This is a genomic window from Sphingopyxis sp. CCNWLW2 (assembly GCF_037095755.1).
In the GTDB taxonomy this organism is placed as follows: Bacteria; Pseudomonadota; Alphaproteobacteria; order Sphingomonadales; family Sphingomonadaceae; genus Sphingopyxis.
Map to the genome: position 1 here is coordinate 601,064 of NZ_JBAWKJ010000002.1, position 25,292 is coordinate 626,355.

Annotated in this window: 28 protein-coding genes; 2 read left to right on the forward strand and 26 right to left on the reverse strand. The window is 64.0% G+C overall.

Annotated features, from left to right (window positions below; translation table 11 throughout):
* Window positions 1–39: 39 nt before the first annotated feature.
* The 4 genes from V8J55_RS13980 to V8J55_RS13995 form a co-directional block, all read right to left on the reverse strand.
* Window positions 40–663: a phosphatase PAP2 family protein gene (locus V8J55_RS13980; protein ID WP_336446232.1), complete on the reverse strand. Its 624-nt coding sequence runs from the start codon at window positions 661–663 to the stop codon at window positions 40–42.
* 121 nt (window positions 664–784) lie between these two features.
* Window positions 785–2,182: a dihydrolipoyl dehydrogenase gene (lpdA, locus tag V8J55_RS13985; protein WP_336446233.1), complete on the reverse strand. Its 1,398-nt coding sequence runs from the start codon at window positions 2,180–2,182 to the stop codon at window positions 785–787.
* 7 nt (window positions 2,183–2,189) lie between these two features.
* On the reverse strand, window positions 2,190–2,456 hold the full coding sequence (locus V8J55_RS13990; RefSeq protein WP_336446234.1) for a hypothetical protein: 267 nt from the start codon (window positions 2,454–2,456) through the stop codon (window positions 2,190–2,192).
* Entirely contained in the window at window positions 2,457–3,779 is a 1,323-nt protein-coding gene (locus V8J55_RS13995) for a pyruvate dehydrogenase complex dihydrolipoamide acetyltransferase (protein ID WP_336446235.1), read from the reverse strand.
* 160 nt (window positions 3,780–3,939) lie between these two features.
* On the opposite strand from V8J55_RS13995, the gene V8J55_RS14000 reads away from it, so the two are divergent.
* The gene (locus tag V8J55_RS14000; RefSeq protein ID WP_336446236.1) at window positions 3,940–4,395 is read left to right on the forward strand and encodes a universal stress protein; all 456 of its coding nucleotides are present in this window, start codon (window positions 3,940–3,942) and stop codon (window positions 4,393–4,395) included.
* On the opposite strand, the gene V8J55_RS14005 is transcribed toward V8J55_RS14000, so the two are convergent.
* Entirely contained in the window at window positions 4,392–4,781 is a 390-nt protein-coding gene (locus V8J55_RS14005; protein WP_336446237.1) for a hypothetical protein, read from the reverse strand. The two genes, V8J55_RS14000 and V8J55_RS14005, sit on opposite strands and share 4 nt — an antisense overlap.
* Window positions 4,782–4,898: 117 nt before the next feature.
* Here V8J55_RS14005 and V8J55_RS14010 point away from each other — a divergent pair, with 117 nt between their 5' ends.
* Window positions 4,899–5,681 (forward strand): helix-turn-helix domain-containing protein, encoded by a 783-nt coding sequence (locus V8J55_RS14010; RefSeq protein ID WP_336446238.1) that lies wholly within the window; start codon window positions 4,899–4,901, stop codon window positions 5,679–5,681.
* A gap of 96 nt (window positions 5,682–5,777) precedes the next feature.
* On the opposite strand, the gene V8J55_RS14015 is transcribed toward V8J55_RS14010, so the two are convergent.
* The 21 genes from V8J55_RS14015 to V8J55_RS14115 all read right to left on the reverse strand — a co-directional run bounded on the left by V8J55_RS14015 (window position 5,778) and on the right by V8J55_RS14115 (window position 25,119).
* A complete protein-coding gene (locus tag V8J55_RS14015; protein WP_336446239.1) occupies window positions 5,778–6,038 on the reverse strand; it encodes a DUF1467 family protein in 261 nt (86 codons plus the stop codon).
* 17 nt (window positions 6,039–6,055) lie between these two features.
* Window positions 6,056–7,690, reverse strand: coding sequence for a ribonuclease J (locus V8J55_RS14020; protein WP_336446240.1), 1,635 nt, complete (start codon window positions 7,688–7,690; stop codon window positions 6,056–6,058).
* Window positions 7,687–8,472, reverse strand: a complete 786-nt coding sequence (locus V8J55_RS14025; RefSeq protein ID WP_336446241.1) for a type III pantothenate kinase — start codon at window positions 8,470–8,472, stop codon at window positions 7,687–7,689. Before V8J55_RS14025 ends, V8J55_RS14020 begins: the two co-directional genes overlap by 4 nt.
* A 1-nt stretch (window position 8,473) precedes the next feature.
* A complete protein-coding gene (locus V8J55_RS14030) occupies window positions 8,474–9,274 on the reverse strand; it encodes a biotin--[acetyl-CoA-carboxylase] ligase (RefSeq protein WP_336446242.1) in 801 nt (266 codons plus the stop codon).
* Window positions 9,196–10,629: an NADH-quinone oxidoreductase subunit NuoN gene (gene nuoN / locus V8J55_RS14035; RefSeq protein ID WP_336446243.1), complete on the reverse strand. Its 1,434-nt coding sequence runs from the start codon at window positions 10,627–10,629 to the stop codon at window positions 9,196–9,198. The genes V8J55_RS14030 and nuoN overlap by 79 nt, the downstream gene beginning before the upstream one ends.
* Window positions 10,626–12,179, reverse strand: coding sequence for an NADH-quinone oxidoreductase subunit M (locus V8J55_RS14040; protein WP_336446244.1), 1,554 nt, complete (start codon window positions 12,177–12,179; stop codon window positions 10,626–10,628). The genes nuoN and V8J55_RS14040 overlap by 4 nt, the downstream gene beginning before the upstream one ends.
* Complete coding sequence (nuoL, locus tag V8J55_RS14045; RefSeq protein WP_336446245.1) at window positions 12,176–14,224, reverse strand: NADH-quinone oxidoreductase subunit L; 2,049 nt, start codon at window positions 14,222–14,224, stop codon at window positions 12,176–12,178. Before nuoL ends, V8J55_RS14040 begins: the two co-directional genes overlap by 4 nt.
* Window positions 14,225–14,228: 4 nt before the next feature.
* Window positions 14,229–14,534: an NADH-quinone oxidoreductase subunit NuoK gene (gene nuoK / locus V8J55_RS14050; RefSeq protein ID WP_003051614.1), complete on the reverse strand. Its 306-nt coding sequence runs from the start codon at window positions 14,532–14,534 to the stop codon at window positions 14,229–14,231.
* Complete coding sequence (locus V8J55_RS14055) at window positions 14,531–15,142, reverse strand: NADH-quinone oxidoreductase subunit J (protein WP_137887997.1); 612 nt, start codon at window positions 15,140–15,142, stop codon at window positions 14,531–14,533. The genes nuoK and V8J55_RS14055 overlap by 4 nt, the downstream gene beginning before the upstream one ends.
* Before the next feature lie 12 nt (window positions 15,143–15,154).
* Window positions 15,155–15,643 carry an NADH-quinone oxidoreductase subunit NuoI gene (gene nuoI / locus V8J55_RS14060; protein WP_037510831.1) on the reverse strand — a complete coding sequence of 163 codons (489 nt, stop codon included), beginning with the start codon at window positions 15,641–15,643 and terminating at the stop codon, window positions 15,155–15,157.
* On the reverse strand, window positions 15,640–16,683 hold the full coding sequence (gene nuoH, locus V8J55_RS14065; protein ID WP_336446247.1) for an NADH-quinone oxidoreductase subunit NuoH: 1,044 nt from the start codon (window positions 16,681–16,683) through the stop codon (window positions 15,640–15,642). The genes nuoI and nuoH overlap by 4 nt, the downstream gene beginning before the upstream one ends.
* Window positions 16,680–16,817, reverse strand: coding sequence for a hypothetical protein (locus V8J55_RS14070; protein WP_156419661.1), 138 nt, complete (start codon window positions 16,815–16,817; stop codon window positions 16,680–16,682). Before V8J55_RS14070 ends, nuoH begins: the two co-directional genes overlap by 4 nt.
* Window positions 16,814–18,826: an NADH-quinone oxidoreductase subunit NuoG gene (nuoG, locus tag V8J55_RS14075; RefSeq protein WP_336446248.1), complete on the reverse strand. Its 2,013-nt coding sequence runs from the start codon at window positions 18,824–18,826 to the stop codon at window positions 16,814–16,816. The genes V8J55_RS14070 and nuoG overlap by 4 nt, the downstream gene beginning before the upstream one ends.
* Window positions 18,819–19,529: a hypothetical protein gene (locus V8J55_RS14080; protein ID WP_336446249.1), complete on the reverse strand. Its 711-nt coding sequence runs from the start codon at window positions 19,527–19,529 to the stop codon at window positions 18,819–18,821. Before V8J55_RS14080 ends, nuoG begins: the two co-directional genes overlap by 8 nt.
* A 5-nt stretch (window positions 19,530–19,534) precedes the next feature.
* Window positions 19,535–20,824: an NADH-quinone oxidoreductase subunit NuoF gene (gene nuoF / locus V8J55_RS14085; protein ID WP_336446250.1), complete on the reverse strand. Its 1,290-nt coding sequence runs from the start codon at window positions 20,822–20,824 to the stop codon at window positions 19,535–19,537.
* 109 nt (window positions 20,825–20,933) lie between these two features.
* Complete coding sequence (locus V8J55_RS14090) at window positions 20,934–21,602, reverse strand: complex I 24 kDa subunit family protein (RefSeq protein ID WP_336446251.1); 669 nt, start codon at window positions 21,600–21,602, stop codon at window positions 20,934–20,936.
* Entirely contained in the window at window positions 21,602–22,042 is a 441-nt protein-coding gene (locus V8J55_RS14095) for a hypothetical protein (RefSeq protein WP_336446252.1), read from the reverse strand. Before V8J55_RS14095 ends, V8J55_RS14090 begins: the two co-directional genes overlap by 1 nt.
* A complete protein-coding gene (locus V8J55_RS14100; protein ID WP_058537970.1) occupies window positions 22,039–23,295 on the reverse strand; it encodes an NADH-quinone oxidoreductase subunit D in 1,257 nt (418 codons plus the stop codon). Before V8J55_RS14100 ends, V8J55_RS14095 begins: the two co-directional genes overlap by 4 nt.
* A complete protein-coding gene (locus V8J55_RS14105; protein WP_336446253.1) occupies window positions 23,292–24,194 on the reverse strand; it encodes an NADH-quinone oxidoreductase subunit C in 903 nt (300 codons plus the stop codon). Before V8J55_RS14105 ends, V8J55_RS14100 begins: the two co-directional genes overlap by 4 nt.
* Window positions 24,194–24,748: a NuoB/complex I 20 kDa subunit family protein gene (locus V8J55_RS14110; protein ID WP_058537972.1), complete on the reverse strand. Its 555-nt coding sequence runs from the start codon at window positions 24,746–24,748 to the stop codon at window positions 24,194–24,196. The genes V8J55_RS14105 and V8J55_RS14110 overlap by 1 nt, the downstream gene beginning before the upstream one ends.
* On the reverse strand, window positions 24,745–25,119 hold the full coding sequence (locus V8J55_RS14115) for an NADH-quinone oxidoreductase subunit A (RefSeq protein WP_037510808.1): 375 nt from the start codon (window positions 25,117–25,119) through the stop codon (window positions 24,745–24,747). Before V8J55_RS14115 ends, V8J55_RS14110 begins: the two co-directional genes overlap by 4 nt.
* Window positions 25,120–25,292 lie beyond the last annotated feature (173 nt).

The following is a 25,292-nucleotide window of genomic DNA, read 5'->3' on the forward strand; positions in this document are numbered from 1 at the left end:
GATGGCAAAGCGGTGCGAAATAGGACAGCGGAAAATGCGTCAGGCGGTCGCCCTGTGCCTTGCGACCCACCAGACGCCGAGCAACGCGAAGCCGGTGCCGAGCATCGTGCCGCCGACGATGTCGCTCGCCCAGTGGACGCCGAGCATGATGCGCGAGAAGCCGTTGAGGATGATCATCGCCGCCGCGAGCGTCCAGGCATAGGGGCGCCAGCGCGGCGGCGCGAGCCAGGCGAGAAGCAGGTAGACGGCAGCGGCGCTGGTCGCGTGGCCGCTGGGGTAGGAATAGCTGGTCTGATGGTCGAGGTGATCGATCAGGTCGGGGCGCGCACGGGCGAAGCCGAGCTTGAGCAGGCTGGACGCGAGGTTCGAGAGTAGCGACGCGCCGCCGAGCGCGACGGCACAGCGCGGGCCGCACCAGTGCCAGACGAGCCCGCAGAGCAGGATCACGATGATCCAGCGCGGTGTGCCGCCGCCGATCCAGCTCGCGCCTTGCATGAAGGCGATGAAGGCGGGATCGCGTTCGTCGACGCGGATCGCCAGCGTGTGCGAGATTTGCCAGTCGGCGGTCTCGGTCCAACCCGCGCCGACCGCGAAGCCGAGCAGGATGACGGCGAGGAGGAGCGCCGCCGCGATGGCGGGAAAGCGATAGGATTCGGCGTTCACAACTCCCCCTTCGTCATTCCCGCGAAAGCGGGGACCCAGTTGCGACCTCGGCTCGCTGGGTTGCTTACCAGAGTCACGTGCCTCTGGCCGCCTTTCGCGGGAATGACGAGGTTGGTGAAGATCAAATATGCAGCGGCCGTCCGAATGCCGCGAGCACGCCTTCGTGCATCGTTTCGCTGAGCGTCGGATGCGGGAAGACGGTGCCGATGAAATCATCCTCGACCAGCTCGGCGGTCTTGCCGATCGTATAGCCCTGGATCAGCTCGGTCACCTCGGCGCCGATCATGTGCGCGCCGAGCAATTCGCCGGTCTTCGCGTCGAACACGGTCTTGGTGAAGCCTTCGGACTCGCCCAAAGCAATCGCCTTGCCGTTGCCGATGAAGGGGAAGGTGCCGGCCTTGACCTCGTAACCCAGCTCCTTCGCCTTCGCTTCGGTCAGGCCGACGCTGGCGATCTGCGGGCGGCAATAGGTGCAGCCCGGGATGTTGCGCGGGTCCATCGCGTGCGGATGGTTGCCCGCGATCGCCTCGACCGCGATCACCGATTCGTGCATCGCCTTGTGTGCGAGCCACGGCGGCGCGGTGACGTCGCCGATCGCCCAGATGCCGGGGACGTTGGTGCGGCACATCGCGTCGGTGTCGATATGGCCCTTGGTCGTCTTCACGCCGAGCGCTTCGAGCCCGATATTCTCGGTATTCGGGACGATGCCGATTGCGACGATCGCGTGGCTGAACTCGGCGCTTTCGGTCTTGCCGTCCTTGGTCTTGATCTTCGCGGTGACGCCGGTCGCGGTCGCTTTCAGTTCCTCGACGCCCGCGCCGGTGAAGATCGTCATGCCCTGCTTCTTGAGCGCCTTTTCGAGGAAGGCCGAGACATCGGCATCCTCGACGGGGACGAGGCGGTCGAGCATTTCGACGACGGTCACGTCGACGCCCATGTCGCTGTAGAAGCTCGCGAATTCGATCCCGATCGCGCCCGATCCGATGACGAGCAATTTCTTGGGCATTTCGGGCGGGACGAGCGCGTGGCGATAGGTCCAGATGCGCTTGCCGTCGGCGGGCGCGAACGGCAGGTCGCGGGCGCGGGCGCCGGTCGCGACGATGATATTCTTCGCAGTGAGGGTCTCGGTCCCCTTCTCGCCCTTCACTTCGAGCTTGCCGGGTGCGGTCAATTTGCCCTCGCCCATATGGACGGTGATCTTGTGCTTCTTCATCAGGAAGGCGACGCCCTGGCTGAGCTGTTTCGCGACGCCGCGCGAACGCTTCACGACCGCGTCGATGTCGGCGCTGATCTGCTGCGCGATCAGGCCATAGTCGCCCGCATGCTGCATATAATGATAGATTTCGGCCGAGCGCAGCAGCGCCTTGGTCGGAATACAGCCCCAGTTGAGGCAGATGCCGCCAAGGTTCTCGCGCTCGACGATCGCGGTTTTCAGCCCGAGCTGCGCCGCGCGGATCGCCGCGACATAGCCGCCGGGGCCCGAGCCGAGGACGATGAGGTCGTAGTTGGTGTCAGCCATTATCCGTTCAATCCCTCGTCATTGCCCAAGCAAATGCTGCAAAGAATGCAGCCACGGCGAACACGCCAAACGCAATGGGCCAACTTGAATCCGTTTCGTCTTTTCTAACGATCTCAATCGTGATTTTGCCGTCTTTCGCCGCTTCCACAGCTTCTCGACCAATCACGATTGGTTCTCTATCATTTTGGGCAACCAAGAAAGTGGCCGTGCCGCCGATTCCTGCCGCTAAAAGGGGAATGGCGCCTAGATAGATAAGCTTCTCTTTGGGCGACATTTACGCGACCAAGCCTAGCGGCGCCTCCACCAGTTCCTTGAAGGTCTTCATCAACAGCGCGCCGTCGGCGCCGTCGATCGCGCGGTGGTCGAAGCTGCCGGTCGCCGACATGACGGTCGCGATCGCGAGCGCGTCGTCGACGATATAGGGCCGCTTCTCGCCCGCGCCGATCGCCATGATCATCGCTTGCGGTGGGTTGATCACCGCGGTGAACTGCTTGATCCCCATCATGCCCATGTTCGAGATCGAGGCGGTGCCGCCCTGATATTCAGCGGGCTGGAGCTTGCCTTCCTTCGCCTTCGCCGCGAGCTCGGACATTTCGGTCGAGATTTTCGACATCGACTTGCCGCCCGCATCGACGATGATCGGGGTGATCAGGCCGCCCGGAATGCTGACCGCGACCGAGATGTCGGCGCGTTTATACTGGCGCATCACATCGCCGCCGAAGCTGACGTTGCACGCGGGCACGCGTTCGAGCGCGACCGCGAGCGCCTTGATCAGCATGTCGTTGACGCTGAGCTTGACGCCGCGGCTTTCGAGGCTGGCGTTGAGCTCGCCGCGAAGCTTGAGCAGCGCATCGAGACGGATGTCGACCGTGAGGTAGATGTGCGGCGACTGCTGCATCGATTCCGTCAGGCGCCGCGCGATCGTCTTGCGCATGCCCGACAGCTTCGTGTCCTCGTGCGGGATGCCGAAATCGGGGATGGCCCCGGCGGTGGCCGGTGCGGGAGCTGCTGCCGGAGCAGCGGTGGCGGAGACCGGTGCGGCGGTTGCGGCGATTGCGGCAGGTGCCGCGGCGCCAGTGGGGGCGCCTTCGAGGTCGGCCTTTACGATGCGGCCACCCGGGCCGGTGCCGGTCAGACTCTTGAGGTCGATACCCTGCTCGGCGGCGAGGCGCTTGGCGAGCGGGCTGGCCTTGATGCGGTCGCCCGACGCAGCGGGGGCGGCTGCCGGAGCCGGGGCCGGTGCGGGAGTCGGAGCAGACGCAGCGGCGGGCGCTGGCGCTTCGGTCTTCTGTTCAGCGGCGGGAGTCGCGGCCGGGGCCGGCGCCGGCGCAGCCTTCGCGCTCCCGGCATCTTCGCCCTCACCCGCGATCACCGCAATCACGGTGCCGACCTTCACATTGTCGGTGCCTTCGGCGACGAGAATCTGGCTGACGACGCCTTCGTCGATCGCTTCGAATTCCATCGTTGCCTTATCGGTCTCGATCTCGGCGAGCAGATCACCCGATTTGACCGTGTCGCCTTCCTTGACCAGCCATTTGGCAAGCGTGCCCTCCTCCATCGTCGGCGAGAGAGCGGGCATTTTGAGTTCGATTGGCATATTCGGGCTTGTCCCTGTCAGTCTTGCAGGCTTGGGCCTGCCGCTACGGATTCTTCCTCGCCATAAGCCCTGCGTCGGTCAAGGTCTAGCGGGCCAACTTGCGTTTCATACGAATGTGACGCACTCTTCGCCCCAAGCAAAAACACGAGGGGTCGGGGTGATGCGGACATATCTGGTGGTGATCGACGATAGCCCGGAGGCGACGCTGGCGCTGCGCTTTGCCGCGCGCCGCGCGGCGCGGACGGGCGGCGGCCTCATCGTGCTGGCGATCATCCCGCCGCAGGATTTCGTCGCATTCGGCGGCGTCCAGGCGACGATTGAGGCCGAAGCGCGCGAGCATGCCGAGGAACTGGTGGCCGCTGCCGCCGATGCGGTGGTGCAGGAAGCGGGTGTGACACCGCAGATCATGGTGAAGTCGGGCAAACCCGCCGAGGTGGTGCGCGAAGTGATCGGTGCGAGCGACGAGATTGCGGCGCTGGTGCTCGCGACGGCGGCGTCGGGTGCGCCCGGCCCGCTGGTCGCGCATTTCACCGGACAGGATGCGGGTACGCTTCCCTGTCCGGTGATGCTGGTGCCGGGCGGGATCGATATCGCCCGGCTCGATGCGCTGAGTTAGACGACAAGGCTGCGCGGCGCGCCCGCGTCCTTCCATTCGAGGATGGCAAAGCCGAGCACGCCGAAGGCTTGCGCCACGACGACCGCGATGCCGAGGCCGGTCATCTGCGCGGCAAAGGTCGCGACCACGGCGAAGCTCGCCGCGACCCAGCCGAGGTTGCCGATTGCGATGAGCTTGACCAGCGCCGGGCTCGGCACCGCCTGCCGGGCGGCGACGATCATCAGCAGCGCGGCGGCGAGACAGATCCAGCCACCGATCGCGACGATATTTTCGGGCAGCCCGAGCAGCGCGCCGACCGGCGCGGCGGCGAAGAGGCCGATGGCAAAGACACCCCCGCAGGTGATGGCGTCGGCGACGAGGATATTCTTCAGGTTGAGGATCGACATATGGGTTCTCCTTTCGACCTCCTCAAACTGGACTCGAAAAGGAATGGCGTCGATTACGCCGGAGGTAATGGAAAACAGGAAGGCGGAGGTATAGCTCTCCGGACGAAGGAGACGATCATGCAAGTCGCGACGCTGGGCGAGCAATTGCGCGAATGGCGCACCCGCCGCCGGATGAGCCAGATGGACCTCGCGCTCGATACCGAGATTTCGACGCGCCACCTGAGCTTTATCGAAACGGGGCGGTCGAAGCCGAGCGCGGCGATGTTGCAGCGAATCGCCGACTGCCTCGACGTGCCGCACCGCGCGCGCAACGCGATGCTGCTCGCGGCGGGCTATGCCCCCAACTATCAGGAGCGGCCGCTCGACAGCGCCGAAATGGCGGGGATGCGCGCGATCGTCGAGCATGTGCTGAAGGGGCACGAGCCCTATCCCGCGCTCGCGGTCGACCGGCACTGGAATATGGTGGCGGCGAACAGCGCCGTCGAAATCCTCGCGGGGCTTGCCGCACCACACCTGTTCGAACCACCCGTCAACGTGCTCCGCATTGCGCTGCATCCCGAGGGGCTCGCGCCGCATATCGCCAATCGGGGCGAATGGCGCGCGCATCTGCTCGAACGGCTCGATCACCAGATCGATGCGAGCGCCGACGCCGGGCTGATCGCGCTGCGCGAGGAACTGGCGGGCTATCCGGCGACGGAGGATGTGCAGCATCGCAGCGCGGCGAACGGCATTGCGGTGCCGCTGATTCTCGACACGCCGATGGGTCAAATTCGCTTTGTGTCGACGGTGACGATTTTCGGCACGCCGGTGGATATCACCTTGTCTGAACTCGCGATCGAGGCATTTTTCCCGGCCGATGCGGAGAGCGCAGCACTGTTGCAGAAGCTGGCAAACCAATAGCTCGTTATTCCCGCGAAAGCGGGAACCCAGCAGCAACGCCGGAATAACCGCCCATCCGCTCCCGACGCCAAATTGGGCCAGTCAGATCTGCGCTACTCAGGCCCGCCCGGTCAGCACGTCGGGATCGGCCCAGCCATTCACATAGGCGACATAATAGAGGACGAAGGTGGCCGTCGCGGCAATCGTCATCTGGAGCAGGATGCGTCCGGGACGGAAGGTCGCCGGTGCGCCCGGTTCCTGCCCCCGCACGAGCGGCGTCGCGTCATCGCTCGCGCGGCGGCCATGGAAGGGCAGCACGAAAAAGGCGCTGAACGCCCAGAACAGCAGGTAGATGGCAAGCGCCGAGGTCCATTTCATCGTCGTGTTTCCGTGTGTCAGATGGTGACGAGCATGACATCGACGACGGGCTTCTTGCCCGTCCAGTCGGTTGCGACGCGGCGCACGCCGAGGCGGATCGCCTCGCGCAGCTTTTCCTCGTCGCGCGCGGGTCCGGTCGCGGCCTGTTCGGCGGCTTCGCGCATCTCATCGATAAAGGCTTCGCGCTCATCCTCAACGGGCACGCCGCGGTAGCTGACCGCGCTTTCGATAAAGCGCTTGTCCGAAAAGATCACCGCGACGGTGATATGCCCGTTGAGCGAGAGTTTGCGCCGTTCGTTGATCGTCTCGCCGTCGGCGGGCAGGATGACGTCGCCGTCGAGGATCAGCCGCCCCGCGCGCACGCGCTCGACGATCTTCGCGGTGCCGGGCGCCAGCTTCACCAGGTCGCCATTTTCCTGCACGAGCGCGTCGGGAACGCCCTTTTCGAGCGCGAAGCGCGCCTGTTCGTGCATATGGCGGATCTCGCCATGCACCGGCAGGACGAGCTTGGGGCGCAACCAGCCGTACAGCGCGGCAAGCTCGGGCTGTCCCGGATGGCCGCTGACATGGATATGCGCCTGCTTCTCGGTGACGGTCAGGATGTCCTTCGCCGCGAGCTGATTCATAATCCGCCCGATAGCGACCTCGTTGCCCGGGATCTGCTTCGACGAGAAGACGACGGTGTCGCCCGCTTCGAGCTTGATCTGGTGGATGTCGGCCGCCATGCGCGCGAGCGCCGCGCGCGGTTCGCCCTGCCCGCCGGTGGCGATCACCATCACCTTGTCGCGCGGCAGCCGCATCGCTTCGTCGAAATCGACCGTCGGCGGGAAGTCCTTGAGGTAACCGACCGAGCGCGCGACGCCTAGAATGCGGTCGAGCGAACGGCCCGCGACACACAAGGTGCGTCCAGTTGCTTTGGCGACCGCGCCCAGCGTCGCAAGCCGTGCCGCGTTCGATGCGAAGGTGGTGACGACCACCCGGCCCTTCGCCGCACCGACCGCCTGCTCCAGCCCTTCGCGCAAGCCGCCTTCGCTGCCCGAGGCTTCAGGGTTAAACGCATTGGTCGAATCGCAGACGAGGACGTCGATGCCCTCGTCGCCGACCGCGGTCAGTGCCGCGGCGGTGGCAGGAACCCCAAGGATCGGTTCCTCGTCGAGTTTCCAGTCGCCGGTGTGGAAGACGCGGCCATAGGGCGTGTCGATCACCACCGCGCTCATTTCGAGGATCGAATGCGCGAGCGGGATCAGCCGGATGCCGAATGGGCCGATCTGGAAATTGTCGTCGATGTCGACAGTCTTGAGCGTGACCGCCTTCTCCAGCCCCTCTTCGGCGAGCTTGTGCGCGATCAGCCCCGCGGTGAAGCGGTTGGCGTAAAGCGGCACACCGAGGTCGGCGGCGAGATAGGGCAGCGCCCCGATATGATCCTCGTGCCCGTGCGTCAGCACGATGCCGAGCAAATCCTTCTTGCGGTCCTCGATGAATTCGAGATCGGGCATGACGATGTCGATGCCCGGATAATCGTGGCTACCAAAGGTCACGCCGAGGTCGAGCATGATCCATTTGCCGTCGCAGCCATAGAGATTGGCGTTCATGCCGATCTCGCCCGATCCGCCCAATGCGAGAAAAAGCAGCTCCTTGCCCGGAGTCGTCATATTGTTGGCTTCCGTTGATGATAGAGGTGCATCAGCCCGTTCAGCGTCAGGTCGGGCTCGATACGATCGAACAGGTGCGCCTGTTCCTGAAAAAGTGTCGCAAGGCCGCCCGTCGCGATAACGGTGAGCGGCTTGCCGATTTCGGCCTTCATTCGCGCGATCAGCCCTTCCATCATCGAGACATAGCCCCAATAGACGCCGATCAGCATCTGGCTTTCGGTAGTGCGCCCGATAACGCTGCTCGTTGCCGGGGCTTCAATCGCAATACGGGGGAGTTTTGCGGCCGCCGCGACGAGCGCCTCAAGCGAGAGATTGACGCCCGGCGCGATGATCCCGCCCAGATAGGCACCGTCGGGGCCGATATGGTCGAGCGTCGTCGCGGTGCCGAAGCTGATGACGAGCTTGTCCTTGCCGGGCTCGACCGCCTGCGCCGAGATTGCATTGACCGCGCGGTCGGCGCCGACCGACTGCGGCTCGTCGACCTTGAGCGCGATACCCCAGGTCACGGGCTCGCGGCCCGCGACCAGCGCATCGACGCCGAAATATTTATGGGCGAGCAGCTGGAGATTGTGGAGCGCGCGCGGGACGACGGTCGAGATGATAACCGCTTCGACGTCGGCGCGGTCGTGCCCCTCGATCCGCATCAACTGGTCGAGCCAGACCATATATTCGTCGGCGGTGCGCCGGTCGTCGGTCGCGATGCGCCAGCGCGCGAGCAGCTCGGTGCCGCGAAACAGCGCGAATTTGGCGTTGGTATTGCCGACATCGATCGCGAGCAGCATCTCAATTCCCCTCGACCGGGCGCCGCAGTTCGACGTCTCCCGCGTGAATCAACATGGTCTCGCCACCCTCGCGGCGCAAGCGCAGCGCGCCATCCTCGGCAAGGCCGTCGAAGAAACCGTCGATGCCCTGTTCCGAGACGCGAAGCGGCGTGCCGACGGGATGCGCCTGCGGAATCCACGCGCGCACGATGCTTGCCACGCCTTCCTGCCGCCACGTCCACAGCGCATCGATCATCGCGATGCCGAGCGCGCCCGCGAAATGATCACGGTCTATGTCGGCGCCCTTAGCCGCCAGCGTCGCGGTCGGACGGTCGGGGAGTTCGGGCGCGGCGGTCAGATTGACCCCGATGCCGATCACCACCGAATTGCCCGTGCGTTCCATCAGGATGCCGGCGCATTTCGCGCCATCGATCAACAGGTCGTTCGGCCATTTGAGCTGCGCGTCGACGCCCGGCGCGAGCGCCGAAACGGTCTTGGCGAGCGCGACTCCGGCGACGAGCGCCAACGTTGCGGCAGAAGGATCGCCGATCGTCAGGTGGACGACGGTCGAGCCCATGAAATTGCCCTGCCCGTCGTTCCAGCCGCGGCCGAGGCGCCCGCGCCCGGCGGTCTGGCGGTCGGCGACGAGCCAATGGCCTTCACCGACATGCTCGCCGCCTGCCAGCCGCGCCAGCAGGTCGGCGTTGGTCGAACCTGTCTGCGCGATCCGCTCGATGGGCGGTATCAGAACAGCACCGCGGCGGCGCTGGCCGAAAGGACCGCCAGCACGGGAATGAAGAGATAGCCGATGACCGAGAGCCACAAGGCGCTCGCGGTAATCACCGCATCCTCGACGATCGCACCGCCGCCCGCGGGGAATTCGGTGTCCGATTTGTCGTCGAAGTACATCGTCTTGATGATCGCGATATAATAGAAAGCGCCGATCACCGAGGCGACGATACCCGCGACCGCCAGCGGCACGAGGTTCGCGTTCACCGCGGCCTCGAAGACCAGATATTTCGGCCAGAAGCCGAAGAGCGGCGGGATACCGGCGAGGCTGAACAGGAACACCGCCATCGCCGCGGCAAGGCCGGGGCGGCGCTGCGACAGGCCGGCGAGCGCCGGGATGCTCTCGACCTGGTTGCCATCGGCATCGCGCAACTGGAGCACGACGAGGAAGGCGCCGAGCGTCGTCAGCATATAGACGAGCAGATAGGTCAGCACGCCCTCGACCCCCTGCTGCGTTCCGGCGGCGAGGCCGACGAGCATGAAGCCGACATTGTTGATCGACGAATAAGCGAGCAGGCGCTTGATATTCTTCTGCCCGATCGCGCCGACCGCACCAAGGATGATCGAGGCGAGCGACAGAAAGATGATGATCTGCTGCCAGGCGCCGACCGCGGGGCCCATCGCGTCGATCACCACGCGCGTCATCAATGCCATCGCCGCGACTTTCGGGGCGGTAGCGAAGAAGGTCGTCACCGGGGTCGGCGCACCTTCATAGACGTCGGGGGTCCACATGTGGAACGGCACGGCGCTGATCTTGAAGCCGAGACCCGCGAGCACGAACACGATGCCAAAGATCAGCCCGATGTTGAGCTCGCCGCCGAGCACCTTCGCGATCCCGGCGAAATCGGTCGTGCCGGTGAAGCCGTAGAGCAGCGAAATGCCATAGAGCAGCATGCCCGACGCGAGCGCGCCGAGGACGAAATATTTAAGACCCGCTTCGGTCGACCGCTCGTCGGTGCGCATGAAGCTGGCGAGCACATAGGCGGCAAGGCTGTTGAGCTCGAGCCCGACGTACAGCGTCATCAGGTCGCGCGACGAGGCCATGATGCCCATGCCGAGCGCCGCGAACAGGATCAGCGTCGGATATTCGGCGCGCATCCCGCCGTTGAAGAAGCGCGGCGCGATGACGATGCAGACGAAGCTCGCGGCATAGATCAGCAGCTTGGCGAACCCGCCGAAGCTGTCGACCGACAGCGTGCCCGAGAAGACGGTCGTTTCGATGCCGAACAGCGCGACGACCGCGGCGGCGGCGGCGGCGAGCGTCAGCAGCGAGCTTAGCTGATAAAGACCGACATTGCGGTCACCGAAGAAGGTGCCGAGCATCAGCGTGATGAGCCCGCCGATCGTCAGGATCAGTTCGGGCCAGATGAGCATCAGGTCGGCGGTCATTGGACGCCTCCTGCATGGCTCGATCCGTGGGCGGCTTCACCATGCGCCTCGGCGGGTTTCGGCTTGCCGGCGGCAAGATGCGCGTCACCCGCGGGCTTCGCCGGCGCGAGGCGCGCAACGACGGTGGTCACGTCACCGCGCATCGGCGCGAGGAAGCTTTCGGGATAGACGCCCATCCACAGCGCCACGGCGGCCAGCGGCACCATGATCGTCCATTCGCGTGCGTTGAGGTCAGGCATCGCCTTCACATCGTCCTTGGTCAGTTCGCCGAACACGACGCGGCGGTAGAGATAGAGCATGTACGCGGCACCGAGGATGATCCCGGTGGTGCACACAAAGGCGACCCAGCTCGACGCTTCATAGATACCGGCGAGGCTCAGAAATTCGCCGACGAAGCCGCTGGTGCCGGGCAGGCCGATCGACGCCATGGTGAACAGCATGAAGAACAGCGCATAGGCCGGCATGTTCACCGCGAGGCCGCCGTAACGGTCGATCTCGCGCGTGTGGAGCCGGTCATAGATCACGCCGACGCAGAAAAAGAGCGCGGCCGAGACGACACCATGGCTGAGCATGATGATCAGTGCGCCCTCGATACCCTGCTGATTGAACGCGAAGAGGCCCGCGGTGACGATCGCCATATGCGCGACCGACGAGTAAGCGATCAGCTTCTTCATGTCGCTCTGCGCCAGCGCGACGAGGCTGGTGTAGACCACCGCGATCATCGACAGGCCAAAGACGATCCACATCAGCTGCGCCGACGCGTCGGGGAACATCGGCATCATAAAGCGGATGAAGCCATAGGCGCCGAGCTTCAGCAGCACGCCCGCGAGGATCATCGAACCCGCGGTCGGCGCCTGCACGTGCGCGTCGGGAAGCCAGGTGTGGACCGGCCACATCGGCATCTTGACCGCAAGGCTGGCGAAGAAGGCGAGCCACAGCCACGTCTGCATCTGAACCGGGAAATCATAGTTCAGCAGCGTCGGGATGTCGGTCGTCCCTGCCTCGGCGATCATCGCGATCATCGCGATCAGCATCAGCACCGATCCGAGCAGCGTGTAGAGGAAGAATTTGAACGCCGCATATTTACGGTTCGCGCCGCCCCAGATGCCGATGATGAAATACATCGGGATCAGGCCGGCTTCGAAGAAGATGTAAAAGAGCAGCAGATCCTGCGCCATGAAGACGCCGATCATCACGACTTCCATGATCAGGAACATCGACATGTAGAGGCCGACGCGGCTCTTGATCGCGTCCCAGCTCGCGAGGATGCAGAGCGGCATCAGGAAGACGCTGAGCATGATCAGCATCAAGGCCATACCGTCGATGCCGAGCGCATATTGGAAACGCCCGAACAGGTCGGCGCGCTCGGTGAACTGCCACTGCGCGCCGCCGATGTCGAACTGCGCCCACAGGATACAGCCGAGGACGAAGGTCGCGAGCGTCGCGCCGAGCGCAACCCAACGCGAGGTCTTGTCGCCGACGAACAGGCAAAGGATGGCGGCGACCGCGGGGACCGCCAGCATCAACGAAAGGATCGGAAAGCCGCTCACAGGAAATTCACCATGGCCCAGCTGGCGAGGCCGACAAGACCGAGCAGCATCACAAACGCATATCCATAAACATAACCCGATTGCAGCCGGACCGCGAGACGGGTCCCCCCAGCGACGAGCGCGGCGGCGCCATCGGGACCGAAGCGGTCGATGGTGCCTTCATCCCCGCGCTTCCAGAAGAAGCGGCCGATCGCGAAGGCGGGCTTCACGAAGAGGATGTTGTAGAGCTCGTCGAAATACCATTTATTGTACAGGAACTGGTGGAGCAGCTTGAACTGCGCCACGAAGCGCGCCGGCAGACTGGTGTTGCGAATATAGCTGTTCCACGCGAGGAACAGGCCGATCGCCATCACCGTGAACGGCGTCCACTTCACCCAGAGCGGCACTTCGTGCGCGGCGTGCATCAGATGCTCGTCGAACGCGAGGCTGCCCTTCCAGAACGCCATGCCCTCTTCGGGATAGATGAACTGGTGGTGGAACGCGATGCCCGCGAACACCGCACCGATCGACAGCACGATCAGCGGGATGAGCATCGAAAGCGGGCTTTCGTGCGGGTGATAGCCCGCGGTGCCGTCGCCGTGCGTTTCATGGTGATGCGCGTGCGCATGATCGTCGGCCGAATGTTCTTCGGAAGGATCTTCATGCTCGCCATGAACCGCGTGCTGGATATGCTCGCTCTGTTCCCAGCGCGCCTTGCCATAGAAGGTCAGGAAGACGAGGCGCCACGAATAGAAGCTGGTGAGGAAGGCCACGAAAATGCCGACCCAGAAGGCCACCACACCGCCGCCACCGCTCGCATAAGCGGCCTCGAGGATGCCGTCCTTCGAATAGAAGCCGGCGAAGCCCGCGACGCCCGCGATACCGACGCCGGTGATCGCCAGCGTGCCGAGCATCATCGCCCAATAGGTGATCGGGATCGATTTCCGCAGATTGCCATAATAGCGCATGTCCTGTTCATGGTGCATCGCATGGATGACCGAACCGGCGCCAAGGAACAGCAATGCCTTGAAGAAGGCGTGCGTGAACAAGTGGAACATCGCGGCGCCATAAGCGCCCGCGCCCGCGGCGAAGAACATGTAGCCGAGCTGCGAACAGGTCGAATAGGCGATGACGCGCTTGATGTCCCACTGCGTCGTCGCGACGGTTGCGGCGAAGAAGCAGGTCGCGGCACCGACGAACATCACCACGCCCTGCGCGATGTCCGAGGTTTCGAACATCGGCGACAGGCGGCAGACCATGAACACGCCCGCGGTGACCATCGTCGCGGCGTGGATCAGCGCCGACACCGGGGTCGGGCCTTCCATCGCGTCGGGAAGCCAGGTGTGCAGGCCAAGCTGCGCCGACTTGCCCATCGCGCCGATGAACAGCAGCAGGCAGAGGATCGTCATCGTGTCGAGACGCATCCCCAGGAAGCTGATCGTCGATCCCGCCATGCCCGGCGCGGCGGCGAGGATCTCGGGGATCGAGACGGTGCCGAAGACAAGGAAGGTACCGAAAATGCCAAGCATGAAGCCGAGGTCGCCGACGCGGTTGACGACGAACGCCTTGATTGCCGCGGCATTGGCGCTCGGCTTCTTGTACCAGAAACCGATGAGCAGGTACGACGCGAGTCCGACGCCTTCCCAGCCGAAGAACATCTGGACGAGGTTGTTCGCGGTCACGAGCATCAGCATCGCGAAAGTGAACAGCGAGAGGTAAGCGAAGAAGCGCGGCTGGTCCGGGTCTTCCTCCATATAGCCCCAGCTATAGAGGTGGACGAGCGCCGACACCGTCGTGATCACGACGAGCATCACCGCGGTCAGCGCGTCGACGCGAAGTTCCCAGTTGAACTGGAGCGCACCCGACTGGACCCAGTGCAGAACCGGGGTCACCGTCGCCTCGCCGCTTCCCGTCACGAACGACAGGAAGATCGGCCAGCTCAAGGCGCAGCTGATGAACAGCGCGCCCGTGGTCAGGATTTTCGACGGCACATTGCCGATCACGCGCTGGCCGAGACCTGCGATAAGTGCCGCGAGCAGCGGCAGGAAAACGATCGCCTGGATCACCGGTTTACCCCTTCATCCGGTTGGCATCGTCGACGGCAATGGTGCCGCGGCCGCGGAAGTAAATAACGAGAATGGCGAGACCGATCGCGGCTTCACCCGCCGCAACGGTCAGCACGAACATCGAAAACACCTGCCCGACGAGATCGCCGAGCGCCGCGCTGAACGCGACGAGGTTGATGTTCACCGCCAGCAGGATGAGCTCGATCGCCATCAGGATGACGATGATATTCTTGCGGTTGATGAAGATGCCGAGCACGCCGAGCGTGAAGAGCACCGCCGAAACGGCGAGATAATGGCCGACCGAAATCACAGTTCCATCCCCTGCCCGACGCCCGGATCGACCAGCCGCGTTGCGTCCTGCGGACGGCGCTGGTTCTGCTTCGAAATATTCTGCGTGCGCACCCCGCCGCGCTTGCGGTGCGTCAGCACGATCGCGCCGATCATCGCGACGAGCAGGACGATACCCGCCGCCTCGAACAGGAAGATATAGCGCGTGTAGAGCAGTTCGCCGATCTGCTGGATATTGCTCTTGTCGCTGACGACCGGCGCCGCGCGCGCCGCGAGGTCGACCCCGCCCGCGCTCCATGCGCCGACCGCGAACACGAGTTCGGCAGCCAGGATGATCGCCACCAGCGCGCCGAGCGGCAGGTAACGCACGAAACCGGCGCGCAGCTCGGCGAAATCGATGTCGAGCATCATCACGACGAACAGGAACAGCACCGCGACCGCACCGACATAGACGATGACGAGCAGCATCGCGATGAACTCGGCGCCCGCGAGCAGCATCAGCCCCGCCGCATTGAAGAAAGCGAGGATCAGCCACATGACGCTGTGGACCGGGTTGCGTGCGAAAATAACCATCGCGGCCGACGCAATGACGATCGTCGCGAACAGGTAAAAGGCGAAGAGTTGGATCATGTGCGCGCGCCCTTATCGATAGGGCGCGTCGGCGGCAAGATTCGCCGCGATCGCGCGTTCCCATTTGTCGCCATTGGCGAGCAGCTTGGCCTTGTCATAGAGCAGTTCTTCGCGCGTTTCGGTCGCGAATTCGAAGTTCGGCCCCTCGACCACCGCATCGACCGGGCACGCTTCCTGACAGAAGCCGCAATAGATGCACTTGGTCATGTCGATGTCGTAGCGTGTCGTGCGGCGCGAGCCGTCTTCGCGCGGCTCGGCCTCGATCGTGATCGCCTGCGCCGGGCACACCGCTTCGCACAGCTTGCACGCGATGCAGCGTTCCTCGCCGTTCGGATAACGGCGCAGCGCATGCTCGCCGCGGAAACGCGGCGACAGCGGGTTCTTCTCGAACGGATAGTTGATCGTCGCCTTCGGCTTGAAGAAGTACTTCAGCGTGAGGGCATGCGCCTTCACAAACTCCCACAGCGTGAAGCTTTTGATGAGGTGGGCAATGGTACTCATGAATACCTCGTCAGCATCAGATAGCCGGAGATCAGGAAGATCCAGAGAAGCGAGATTGGCAGGAAGACCTTCCAGCCCAGCCGCATCAGCTGGTCATAGCGATAGCGCGGTACGGTCGCCTTGACCCAGCTGAAGACGAAGAAGAAGAAGAGGATCTTCGCGAACAGCCAGACAATGCCCGGAACGGCATAGAGCGGCGCCCAGTCGATCGGGGGCAGCCAGCCGCCCCAGAAGAGCACGGCATTAAGCGTGCACATCAGCAGCACGTTGGCATATTCGCCGAGCCAGAAGAGCGCGAAGCTCATCGACGAATATTCGGTCTGGTAACCCGCGACGAGCTCCGATTCAGCTTCGGTCAGGTCGAACGGCGCGCGCGCGGTTTCGGCGAGCGACGAGATCAGGAACATCACCGCGAGCGGGAAGAGCAGCAGGTTGAAGCCGAAGGCGTTGACGATGCCGAGCCCGTGGCCCTGCTGCGCCTTGACGATCTCGTTCATGTTGAAGCTGTCGGCGAAGAGCACGACGCCGATCAGGATGAAACCGATCGACACTTCATAGCTGATCATCTGCGCCGATGCGCGCATCGCCGAGAAGAAGGGATATTTCGAGTTCGACGCCCAGCCCGACAGGATCACGCCATAGACGCCGAGCGACGAAATCGCGAGGATATAGAGCAATCCGACGTTGATGTCGGCGAGCACTGCGCCCGAATTGAACGGGATCACCGCCCAGGCGAGCAGCGCCACCGTGAAGGTGATGATCGGCGCGATCAGGAACAACCCGCGGTTCGCGCCCGACGGGACGATCGTTTCCTGAAGGAACACTTTCAGGCCGTCGGCGAAGCTCTGCAGCAGACCGAAGGGGCCAACGACGTTCGGACCGCGGCGCAGCGCGATCGCCGCCCAGATCTTGCGGTCGGCATAGATGATCATCGCAACCGCGAGCATCAACGGCAGCGCGATGAGCAGGATGCCGACGATCGTCGCGACGCCCCACGCCCAATTCGGGTCCATGCCCCAGGAGATGAAGGTCTCGGTCATTTCCGGGTCCCGTCCTGGTTGCGCCAACCGTTATGCGGGCCGGGCTTTTCCGACTTGCGCGGATTGAACCCGCGCCAGACCGAATAGCCCATCCCGACCAGCAGGATGCTGGCAATCGCATGCACCGGGGTCATTCCGCGGCCTCCGCAAAGTCTGCGCCATGGATCAGCTCTTCCGAGCAGCGCTGCATCGTCGGCGACGCGCGGCAGATGGCGTTGGTGAGATAGAAATCCTTGATCGGCGACGGGATCGCGCGCGCCTCGGGCTTCGCGGGCAGCTTCGGCACCGTCCAGCCATAGTCGGCAATCCCTTCGACGCCGAGCGCCGGCACCGCGGTGATCATCGCCGCGCGGCACTGGGCGAAGCTGTCGAAGCCGAGCGACACGCCGAGCGCATCGGCGAGCGCGCGGAAAATGCTCCAGTCCTCGCGCGCGTCGCCGGGTGCGAACACGGCCTTTTCGCTGCGCTGGACGCGGCCCTCGGTGTTGACCGTGGTGAAGTCCTTTTCGGTCCACGCCGCGGCGGGCAGGATGACGTCGGCGGCATGCGCGCCCTTGTCGCCATGGTGGCCGACATAGACTTTGAACGTGTCCGGCAGCGCCGCGAAATCGACCTCGTCGGCGCCGAGGAAGAAGGCGAGCTTCGGCTTCGCCGCGATCACGTCCTTGATCCCGCCAGGCAGGCCGTAGCCGAGCATCAGCGACCCCATACGCGCGGCCGAGAAATGCACGACATTATAGCCGTTCCAGCCGTCCTTGATCGCGTTCACCGACTTGGCGAGCGCGAGGCCCGCGCCGTGGACGCCGGGCACCGACAGCGCGCCGCCGCCGAAGACCAGCATCGGCCGCTCGGCGCCCTTGAGCGCGTCGAGCACCGCTGCGGGCAGCTTCGAAACGAGCGAAGCGTCGTCGCCGAGCCACTGCGCCTTGTACGTCAGGTCGGTTTCCGGGCCGATGGCGAAAACCTTCGCGCCCTTCTTCCACACCGCCTTGCGGATGCGCGTGTTGATCAGCGGCGCTTCCCAGCGAAGGTTCGTGCCAACGAGCAGGATCACGTCGGCATTTTCGGCCTCGGCGATACCGGTGTTGAAATTGACCGCCGACAGGCTGGTGACATCATAGTTGAGCCCGGTCTGGCGTCCTTCGAGCAGATTGCCGCCGAGCGCGTTCACCAGCGACTTCGCCGCGAACATCGTCTCGCAATCGGCGAGGTCGCCCGCGATCGCAGCGACCGACGAACCGGCGTTGACCGCCGCGATCGCGGCAAAGGCTTCGGCCCAGCTGGCGGGCTGAAGCGCGCCGTTCACGCGAACATAGGGCTGATCGAGGCGGCGGCGCGTCAGGCCGTCGACATGGTGGCGCGTCTTGTCGCTCGCCCATTCCTCGTTCACGTCGTCGTTGACGCGCGGCAGCACGCGCAGAACCTGACGGCCGCGCGCATCGATGCGCACATTGGTACCGACTGCGTCCATCATGTCGATGCCGAGCGTCTTCGAAAGCTCCCACGGACGCGCTTCGAACGCATAGGGCTTCGACGTCAGCGCGCCGACCGGGCAGAGGTCGACGATATTGCCCGACAATTCGCTGCCTACCGCGCGTTCGAGGTACGACGTGATCTGCATATTCTCGCCGCGATAGATCGCGCCGACATCTTCGACGCCCGCGACTTCCTCCGCAAAGCGGACGCAGCGCGTGCACTGGATGCAGCGGGTCATCACCGTCTTGACGATCGGACCCATATACTTCTCGGTGACCGCGCGCTTGTTCTCGTCATAGCGCGTCGCGCCGCGGCCATAGGCGACCGACTGGTCCTGCAGGTCGCATTCGCCGCCCTGATCGCAGATCGGGCAATCGAGCGGGTGGTTGATGAGCAGGAACTCCATCACCCCTTCGCGCGCCTTCTTGACCATCGGGCTGTCGGTCTTGATCACCTGCCCCTCGGCGGTCGGCAACGCGCACGACGCCTGCGGCTTCGGCGGGCCCGGCGACACTTCGACGAGGCACATGCGGCAATTGCCGGCGATCGACAGGCGTTCGTGGTAACAGAAGCGCGGGATTTCCTTCCCCGCCAGCTCGCACGCCTGCAGGACGGTCGCGCCCTGCGGGACGTCGAGTTCTACGCCATCTACGGTGACTTTAGGCACCCGACACCTCACTCATTCGATACAATGCGTCTGCGATATGATTGCGCACGTCGCGGACGTCGACCCGATATTGCGCGCTTTCTGGCATGCAACCGGACAGCGCGGCGGCCATGGCGCGCATGGCGGCAGTTTCCTCATGCGAACCGACGGCCGTGCCGAGGAGCGCCAGCGATCCGGCTGGATCGGCCGCGGCGATACAGCCGGAAAAGCTGGCGACAAAAGCGCGGCCGCGCGCAACGGGGACGCGGACTGCGGGAACGGGAGCCAGAGAGTCAAGCTTCACCTTGCGGTCCTTGTCGGCGTGGATTGCGTTCTCCGCCAAAGCCCCACGAAACTCGCCGCTCCTGCCGCTGATGAACGGCACCTTGGCGCAAGCGTCAAATTGCGCAATCGAATTGAGCGCCGCGCGCTCCGCCGGAGTATCGACCGCGGTGCCGAGCGCCGCACGCACCCTGTCGGGTGCCTGCCGCCAGATGCAAGCGGCGAAATCGTTTATCACCTGCTGTTTCGGTACAAGCTGCTGCGCCAACGCCGGTCGCGCATCGCGCATCTCGTCCTGCCGGTCGAGTTTCTCGCGAAGTTCACGGTGCTTATCCCACTGCCCCATATTGGTGGGCGTTGTGACGGACGAAGGCTGCGAACCCTGCGCGAAGGTTGACGCAGGTCCGGCGAGCAGAGCCGACACAAGCAGCGCGTGCTTCATACCCATCACTCCGCAGCCTCCAGCGCGCCGCCATTCTCGCGGATGCGGCGTTCGATTTCGGGGCGGAAGTGCCTGATCAGGCCCTGGATCGGCCACGCCGCGGCATCGCCGAGCGCGCAGATCGTGTGACCTTCGACCTGCTTGGTCACGTCGAACAAGGTGTCGATCTCGCTGATGTCGGCGTCGCCGGTGCGCAGGCGCTCCATCACGCGCCACATCCAGCCGGTGCCTTCGCGGCACGGGGTGCACTGGCCGCAGCTTTCATGCTTGTAGAAATAGCTGATGCGGCTGATCGCCTGGACGACGTCGGTCGACTTGTCCATCACGATCGCGGCGGCGGTGCCAAGGCCCGATCCGACGGCTTTCAGCCCGTCGAAATCCATCGGCGCGTCCATGATTTCGGCCGCGGGGACGAGCGGAACCGACGAACCGCCCGGGATCACCGCGAGCAGATTGTCCCAGCCGCCGCGGATGCCGCCGCAATGCTTGTCGATCAGTTCGCGGAAGGTGATGCCCATCTCTTCCTCGACGACGCACGGGCGCTCGACATGACCCGAGATCTGGAAGAGCTTGGTGCCCTTGTTGTTCTCGCGCCCGAAGGAGGCGAACCACGGCGCGCCGCGGCGCAGGATCGTCGGCACGACCGCGATGCTCTCGACATTGTTCACCGTCGTCGGGCAGCCATAAAGGCCGGCGCCCGCCGGGAACGGCGGTTTCAGGCGCGGCTGGCCCTTCTTGCCCTCGAGGCTTTCGATCATCGCGGTTTCTTCGCCGCAGATATACGCGCCGGCGCCGCGGTGGACGAATACGTCGAAATCATAACCCGACTTCGCGGCATTCTTGCCGAGCAGGCCGGCGTCATACGCTTCCTGCACCGCGGCGAAGAGCGTCTCGGCTTCGCGGATGAATTCGCCGCGGATATAGATGTAGGCGGCGCGCGCGCGCATCGCGAAGCCCGCGATCAGCGCGCCTTCGATCAGCTTGTGCGGATCGTGGCGGATGATTTCGCGGTCCTTGCACGAACCCGGCTCGGATTCGTCGGCGTTGATGACGAGGAAGCTCGGGCGGTCGGCGCGCGGTTCCTTCGGCATGAACGACCATTTAAGGCCCGTGGGGAAGCCCGCGCCGCCGCGGCCGCGCAGGCCCGACGCCTTGATCTCCTCGATGATCGCGTCCTGGCCGCGCTTCATCAGGTCCTTGGTATTGTCCCAATCGCCGCGCGCCTGCGCGGATTTGAGGTTCCACGGCTGGAAGCCGTAGAGATTGGTGAAGATGCGATCTTTGTCAGCGAGCATGGCGGGCCTCACTCACCCTTCTTATTGTTGTCGCGGCGGGCGATGGTCGCAGCGAAGAATATGATGCCGATCCCGATGAAGGCGGAACCCAATGCAATCCAGACCGCCATTACCAATCCTTCCGATAGTCATGGTTGGCCTTGACCATTTCCTTCAGCGTCGTCGGGCCGCCCTCGGGCTCGCTCGTGTGGCGCTTCGGTGTCTGGGGGCCGGTCTTGGGCTGTTCGCCCGCGGCGAGCGCATCGAGGATGCGGACGGTGCTGTCGTAGTCGAGATCTTCGTAGTTATCGTCGTTGATCTGGACCATCGGCGCGTTGGTGCAGGTGCCCATGCACTCGACCTCGGTCAACGTGAACAGGCCATCGGGCGTGGTCTTGCCCTTCACCATGCCGCGGTTCTTGCACGCGGCCATGACATCGTCCGACCCGCGCAGCAGGCACGGCGTCGTGCCGCAGACCTGCACATGATAGCGGCCGACAGGGACGAGGTTGTACATGGTGTAGAAGGTCGCGACCTCATAGGCGCGGATGAAGGGCATATCGAGATGCGCGGCGACATATTCGATCACCGGCACGGGCAACCAGCCCTGCGTCTGCGTCTCGGCGCCGACCTGGCGCTGCGCAAGGTCGAGCAAAGGCATCACCGCCGAGCGCTGGCGTCCCGCGGGATAGCGCGCGACGATCGCCTTCGCCTTTTCGGCATTTTCCGCCGTCCACGCAAAGGCGCCCCAGCGCGCGCGGGTTTCGGCTTCGTCGGGAATATTGGGTGCGTCGGCCATTATTGCTTACCACTTTGCGAATTGGGCATTGGCGGTGCCGGCGGGGCAAAAACCACTCCGCCGAAGTTCGAGATCGTAACCGACTGGCCCATGTCCGAAACCTGCGCTTTCCAATTGGCTCCGCTACAGTTCCAAATGACTTCAAAACTCTTGCTCTCAGCGTCGGTGAACACCGTGCTCCGAACTCGTTCAACATCGCAATTTCGGATCGTTTCGACAAAAACCGCACCGTCGATGGAATATTGCCCCGGGAAGGCGGGCAAGGGACGGGAAAGGCCGACCGAACCATCGATCATCACTTTTGCGGTTGCAGCTTCGCCGGAAAACAATTTTGCAATGAAGCCGGCGGCCGGACTGGGTTGTGCCGCATGCGCGGTGGAACAACACGCGACGATGCCAACACACGCACCAAAGGCTTGGGTGATCCGCGACACCTTCACCGGTCACACTCCCCGAACACCACGTCGATAGCGCCGATAATTGCAGTGGTGTCGGCGAGCATGTGGCCTTTCGACATCATGTCCATCGCCTGAAGATGCGAAAACGCCGTCGGGCGGATCTTGCAGCGGTACGGCTTGTTGCTGCCGTCGCTGACCAGATAGACGCCGAATTCGCCCTTGGGGCTTTCGGTCGCCACATAGACTTCGCCCGCGGGGACGTGGAAGCCCTCGGTGTAGAGCTTGAAGTGGTGGATCAGCGATTCCATCGACTGCTTCATCTCGCCGCGCTTCGGCGGGACGACCTTGCGGTCGAGGCTGGCGATCGGGCCCGTGGGCATATCACGCAGGCATTGCAGGATGATGCGCGCCGACTGATAGACTTCCTGCACGCGGACCATGAAGCGGTCGTAACAGTCGCCGCGCGTGCCGACGGGAATGTCGAATTCCATCGACGCATAGGCGTCATAGGGCTGCGACTTGCGCAGATCCCACGCGATGCCGCTGCCGCGGATCATCGGGCCCGAGAAGCCCCACGCCAGCGCGTCTTCCTTCGACACCGTCGCGATGTCGACGTTGCGCTGCTTGAAGATGCGATTGTCGATGACGAGGCTCATCGCGTCGCCGAACAGTTTCGGCAGGCGTTTTTCGCACCATTCGCCGATGTCGTAGAGCAGCCGTTCGGGCACATCCTGATGGACGCCGCCCGGACGGAAGTAGGCCGAGTGCATCCGCGCGCCCGACGCGCGCTCGAAGAAGTTGAGGCAATCCTCGCGCAGTTCGAACACCCACAGGTTCGGGGTCATCGCGCCGACGTCCATGACGTGCGAGCCGATGTTGAGCATATGATTGCAGATGCGCGTCAGCTCGGCGAACAGCGTGCGGAGATATTGTGCGCGCGCCGGAACTTCGAGGTCGAGCAGCTTCTCGATCGCGAGGACATAGCTGTGCTCCATGCCGAGCGGCGAGCAATAGTCGAGCCGGTCGAAATAGGGCAAAGCCTGCAGATAGGTCTTATACTCGATCAGCTTTTCGGTGCCGCGGTGGAGCAGCCCGACGTGCGGGTCGACGCGTTCGATAATCTCGCCGTCAAGCTCAAGCACCAACCGCAAGACGCCGTGCGCCGCGGGATGCTGCGGGCCGAAGTTGATCGTGTAGTTGGTGACGGCCTGATCGCCCACCGTATTGGCGGTGTCGACCGGATAGCCTTCGAACAGATCGCCACCATAATGATGGACATTCGGAGAGTCGGTCATGCGTCACCTCCCGTTTTGCGCTTGCGAGGCGCACGCGGTTTCGGCGGGGCCTTTTCGGCCTTCGCTGTCGCCGGCGTTTTTGCGGCCTTGGTCGAAGGCTTCGCGCTCGCACCATCGCGGCTCGTCTTTGCGGCCTTGATGTTGGCCTTCGCCCCTGCCCCGGTTTGTTCCGGCTTTTCGGTCGTCTTCGGGGTCGGCGGCGGCGGCGCCTTCGCCGTGTCATCGGCCTTCTTGACCTCGACCGCGGTCATCGGCGTCGGTGCACCCTTGCCCGGCGCTTCGCCGGTGCCGCCGGCCTTTTCATCGCCGGGCAGCACATAGTCGGCGCCTTCCCATGGGCTGAGGAAGTCGAAATTGCGGAAATCCTGCGCGAGCTTCACCGGCTCGTACACGACGCGCTTGTCTTCTTCGGAATAGCGCAGCTCGGTATAGCCGGTCAGCGGGAAATCCTTGCGCTGCGGATGCCCCTGGAAACCATAGTCGGTCAGGATGCGGCGCAGGTCGGGATTGCCGGCGAACAGCACGCCATACATGTCGAACACTTCGCGCTCGAGCCAGCCGGCGACCGGCCAGACAGGCACGATGCTCGGCACCGGCGTCGCTTCGTCGGTGCAGACGCGGACGCGCAGGCGATGGTTCTTGGTCACGCTGAGCAGGTGATAGACGACCTCGAACCGCTCGGCGCGGTCGGGATAGTCGACCCCGGCGATTTCCATCAGCTGCTGATATTCCATCTTGTCGCGCAGCGCGATCATCACGCCCGCGATCGCTTCGCGATCGACGGTGATGCTGTCTTCATCGGCGGCATGGACGTGCACGAGCAGGTCCTTGCCGAGCAGCGCCTTCAGCTCCGCGTCGATATGGGCGCGGCGGGCGACGAGGGGTGCGGCATGGGTCATCAGCGTTCGATCGTCCCGGTGCGGCGAATCTTCCGCTGGAGCTGCATCACGCCGTAAAGCAAGGCTTCGGCCGTCGGCGGGCAGCCGGGGACATAGATGTCCACGGGCACGATGCGGTCGCAGCCGCGCACCACCGAATAGCTGTAATGATAATAGCCACCGCCATTAGCGCAGCTGCCCATCGAGATGACATATTTGGGGTTCGACATCTGGTCGTACACGCGGCGCAGCGCCGGGGCCATCTTGTTGCAGAGCGTACCCGCGACGATCATCACATCCGACTGGCGCGGCGAAGCGCGCGGCGCGGCGCCGAAACGCTCCATGTCATAGCGCGGCATGTTGACGTGGATCATTTCGACCGCGCAGCAAGCGAGGCCAAAGGTCATCCACCAGAGCGAGCCGGTGCGCGCCCAGTTGAACAGATCCTCAGTCGAGGTGACGAGAAAGCCCTTGTCGCCGACTTCGCTGTTGAGGTCGTCGAAAAATGCCATGTCGGGGTTCGTCCCCGGGGCAACCGGCATCTGGCCGGGCGGCAGGATGATCGAGCTGCTCATTCCCAGTCCAACGCCCCTTTCTTCCATGCATAGACAAGGCCGAGCGTCAGTTCGGCGAGGAAAATCATCATCGTGGCCCAGCCGGCCCAGCCGATTTCCTCAAGGCTGACGGCCCAGGGAAAGAGGAAGGCGGCTTCGAGGTCGAAGATGATGAAAAGAATGGCGACGAGGTAGAAACGCACGTCGAACTGGCTGCGTGCGTCTTCAAAAGCGGGGAAACCGCATTCATATTCGGTCAGCTTCGCCGGATCGGGCTTGTGCGCCCCGGTCAGCCGCGCGACGCCCATCGGCAGGAAGACGAAGGCGGACGACAGGCCGACGGCGACGACCAGAAAGATCAGGATCGGCAAATATTGCGTCAGATCGACCATGGGAGCTCGCAGTTCTGTTGTTCATATTTTGGGGTGCCTGGCACCCGTTTATCGGGGGCGCTTTAGGCCACGAAGCCGCGTGTCGCAAGCGCTGCGGGCAGGATTTTCGTATCGCGTGTGACCAAAAGCATAAAGGCCGCTGGTGACAGCCCCTATCGCTGTGATACCCCACG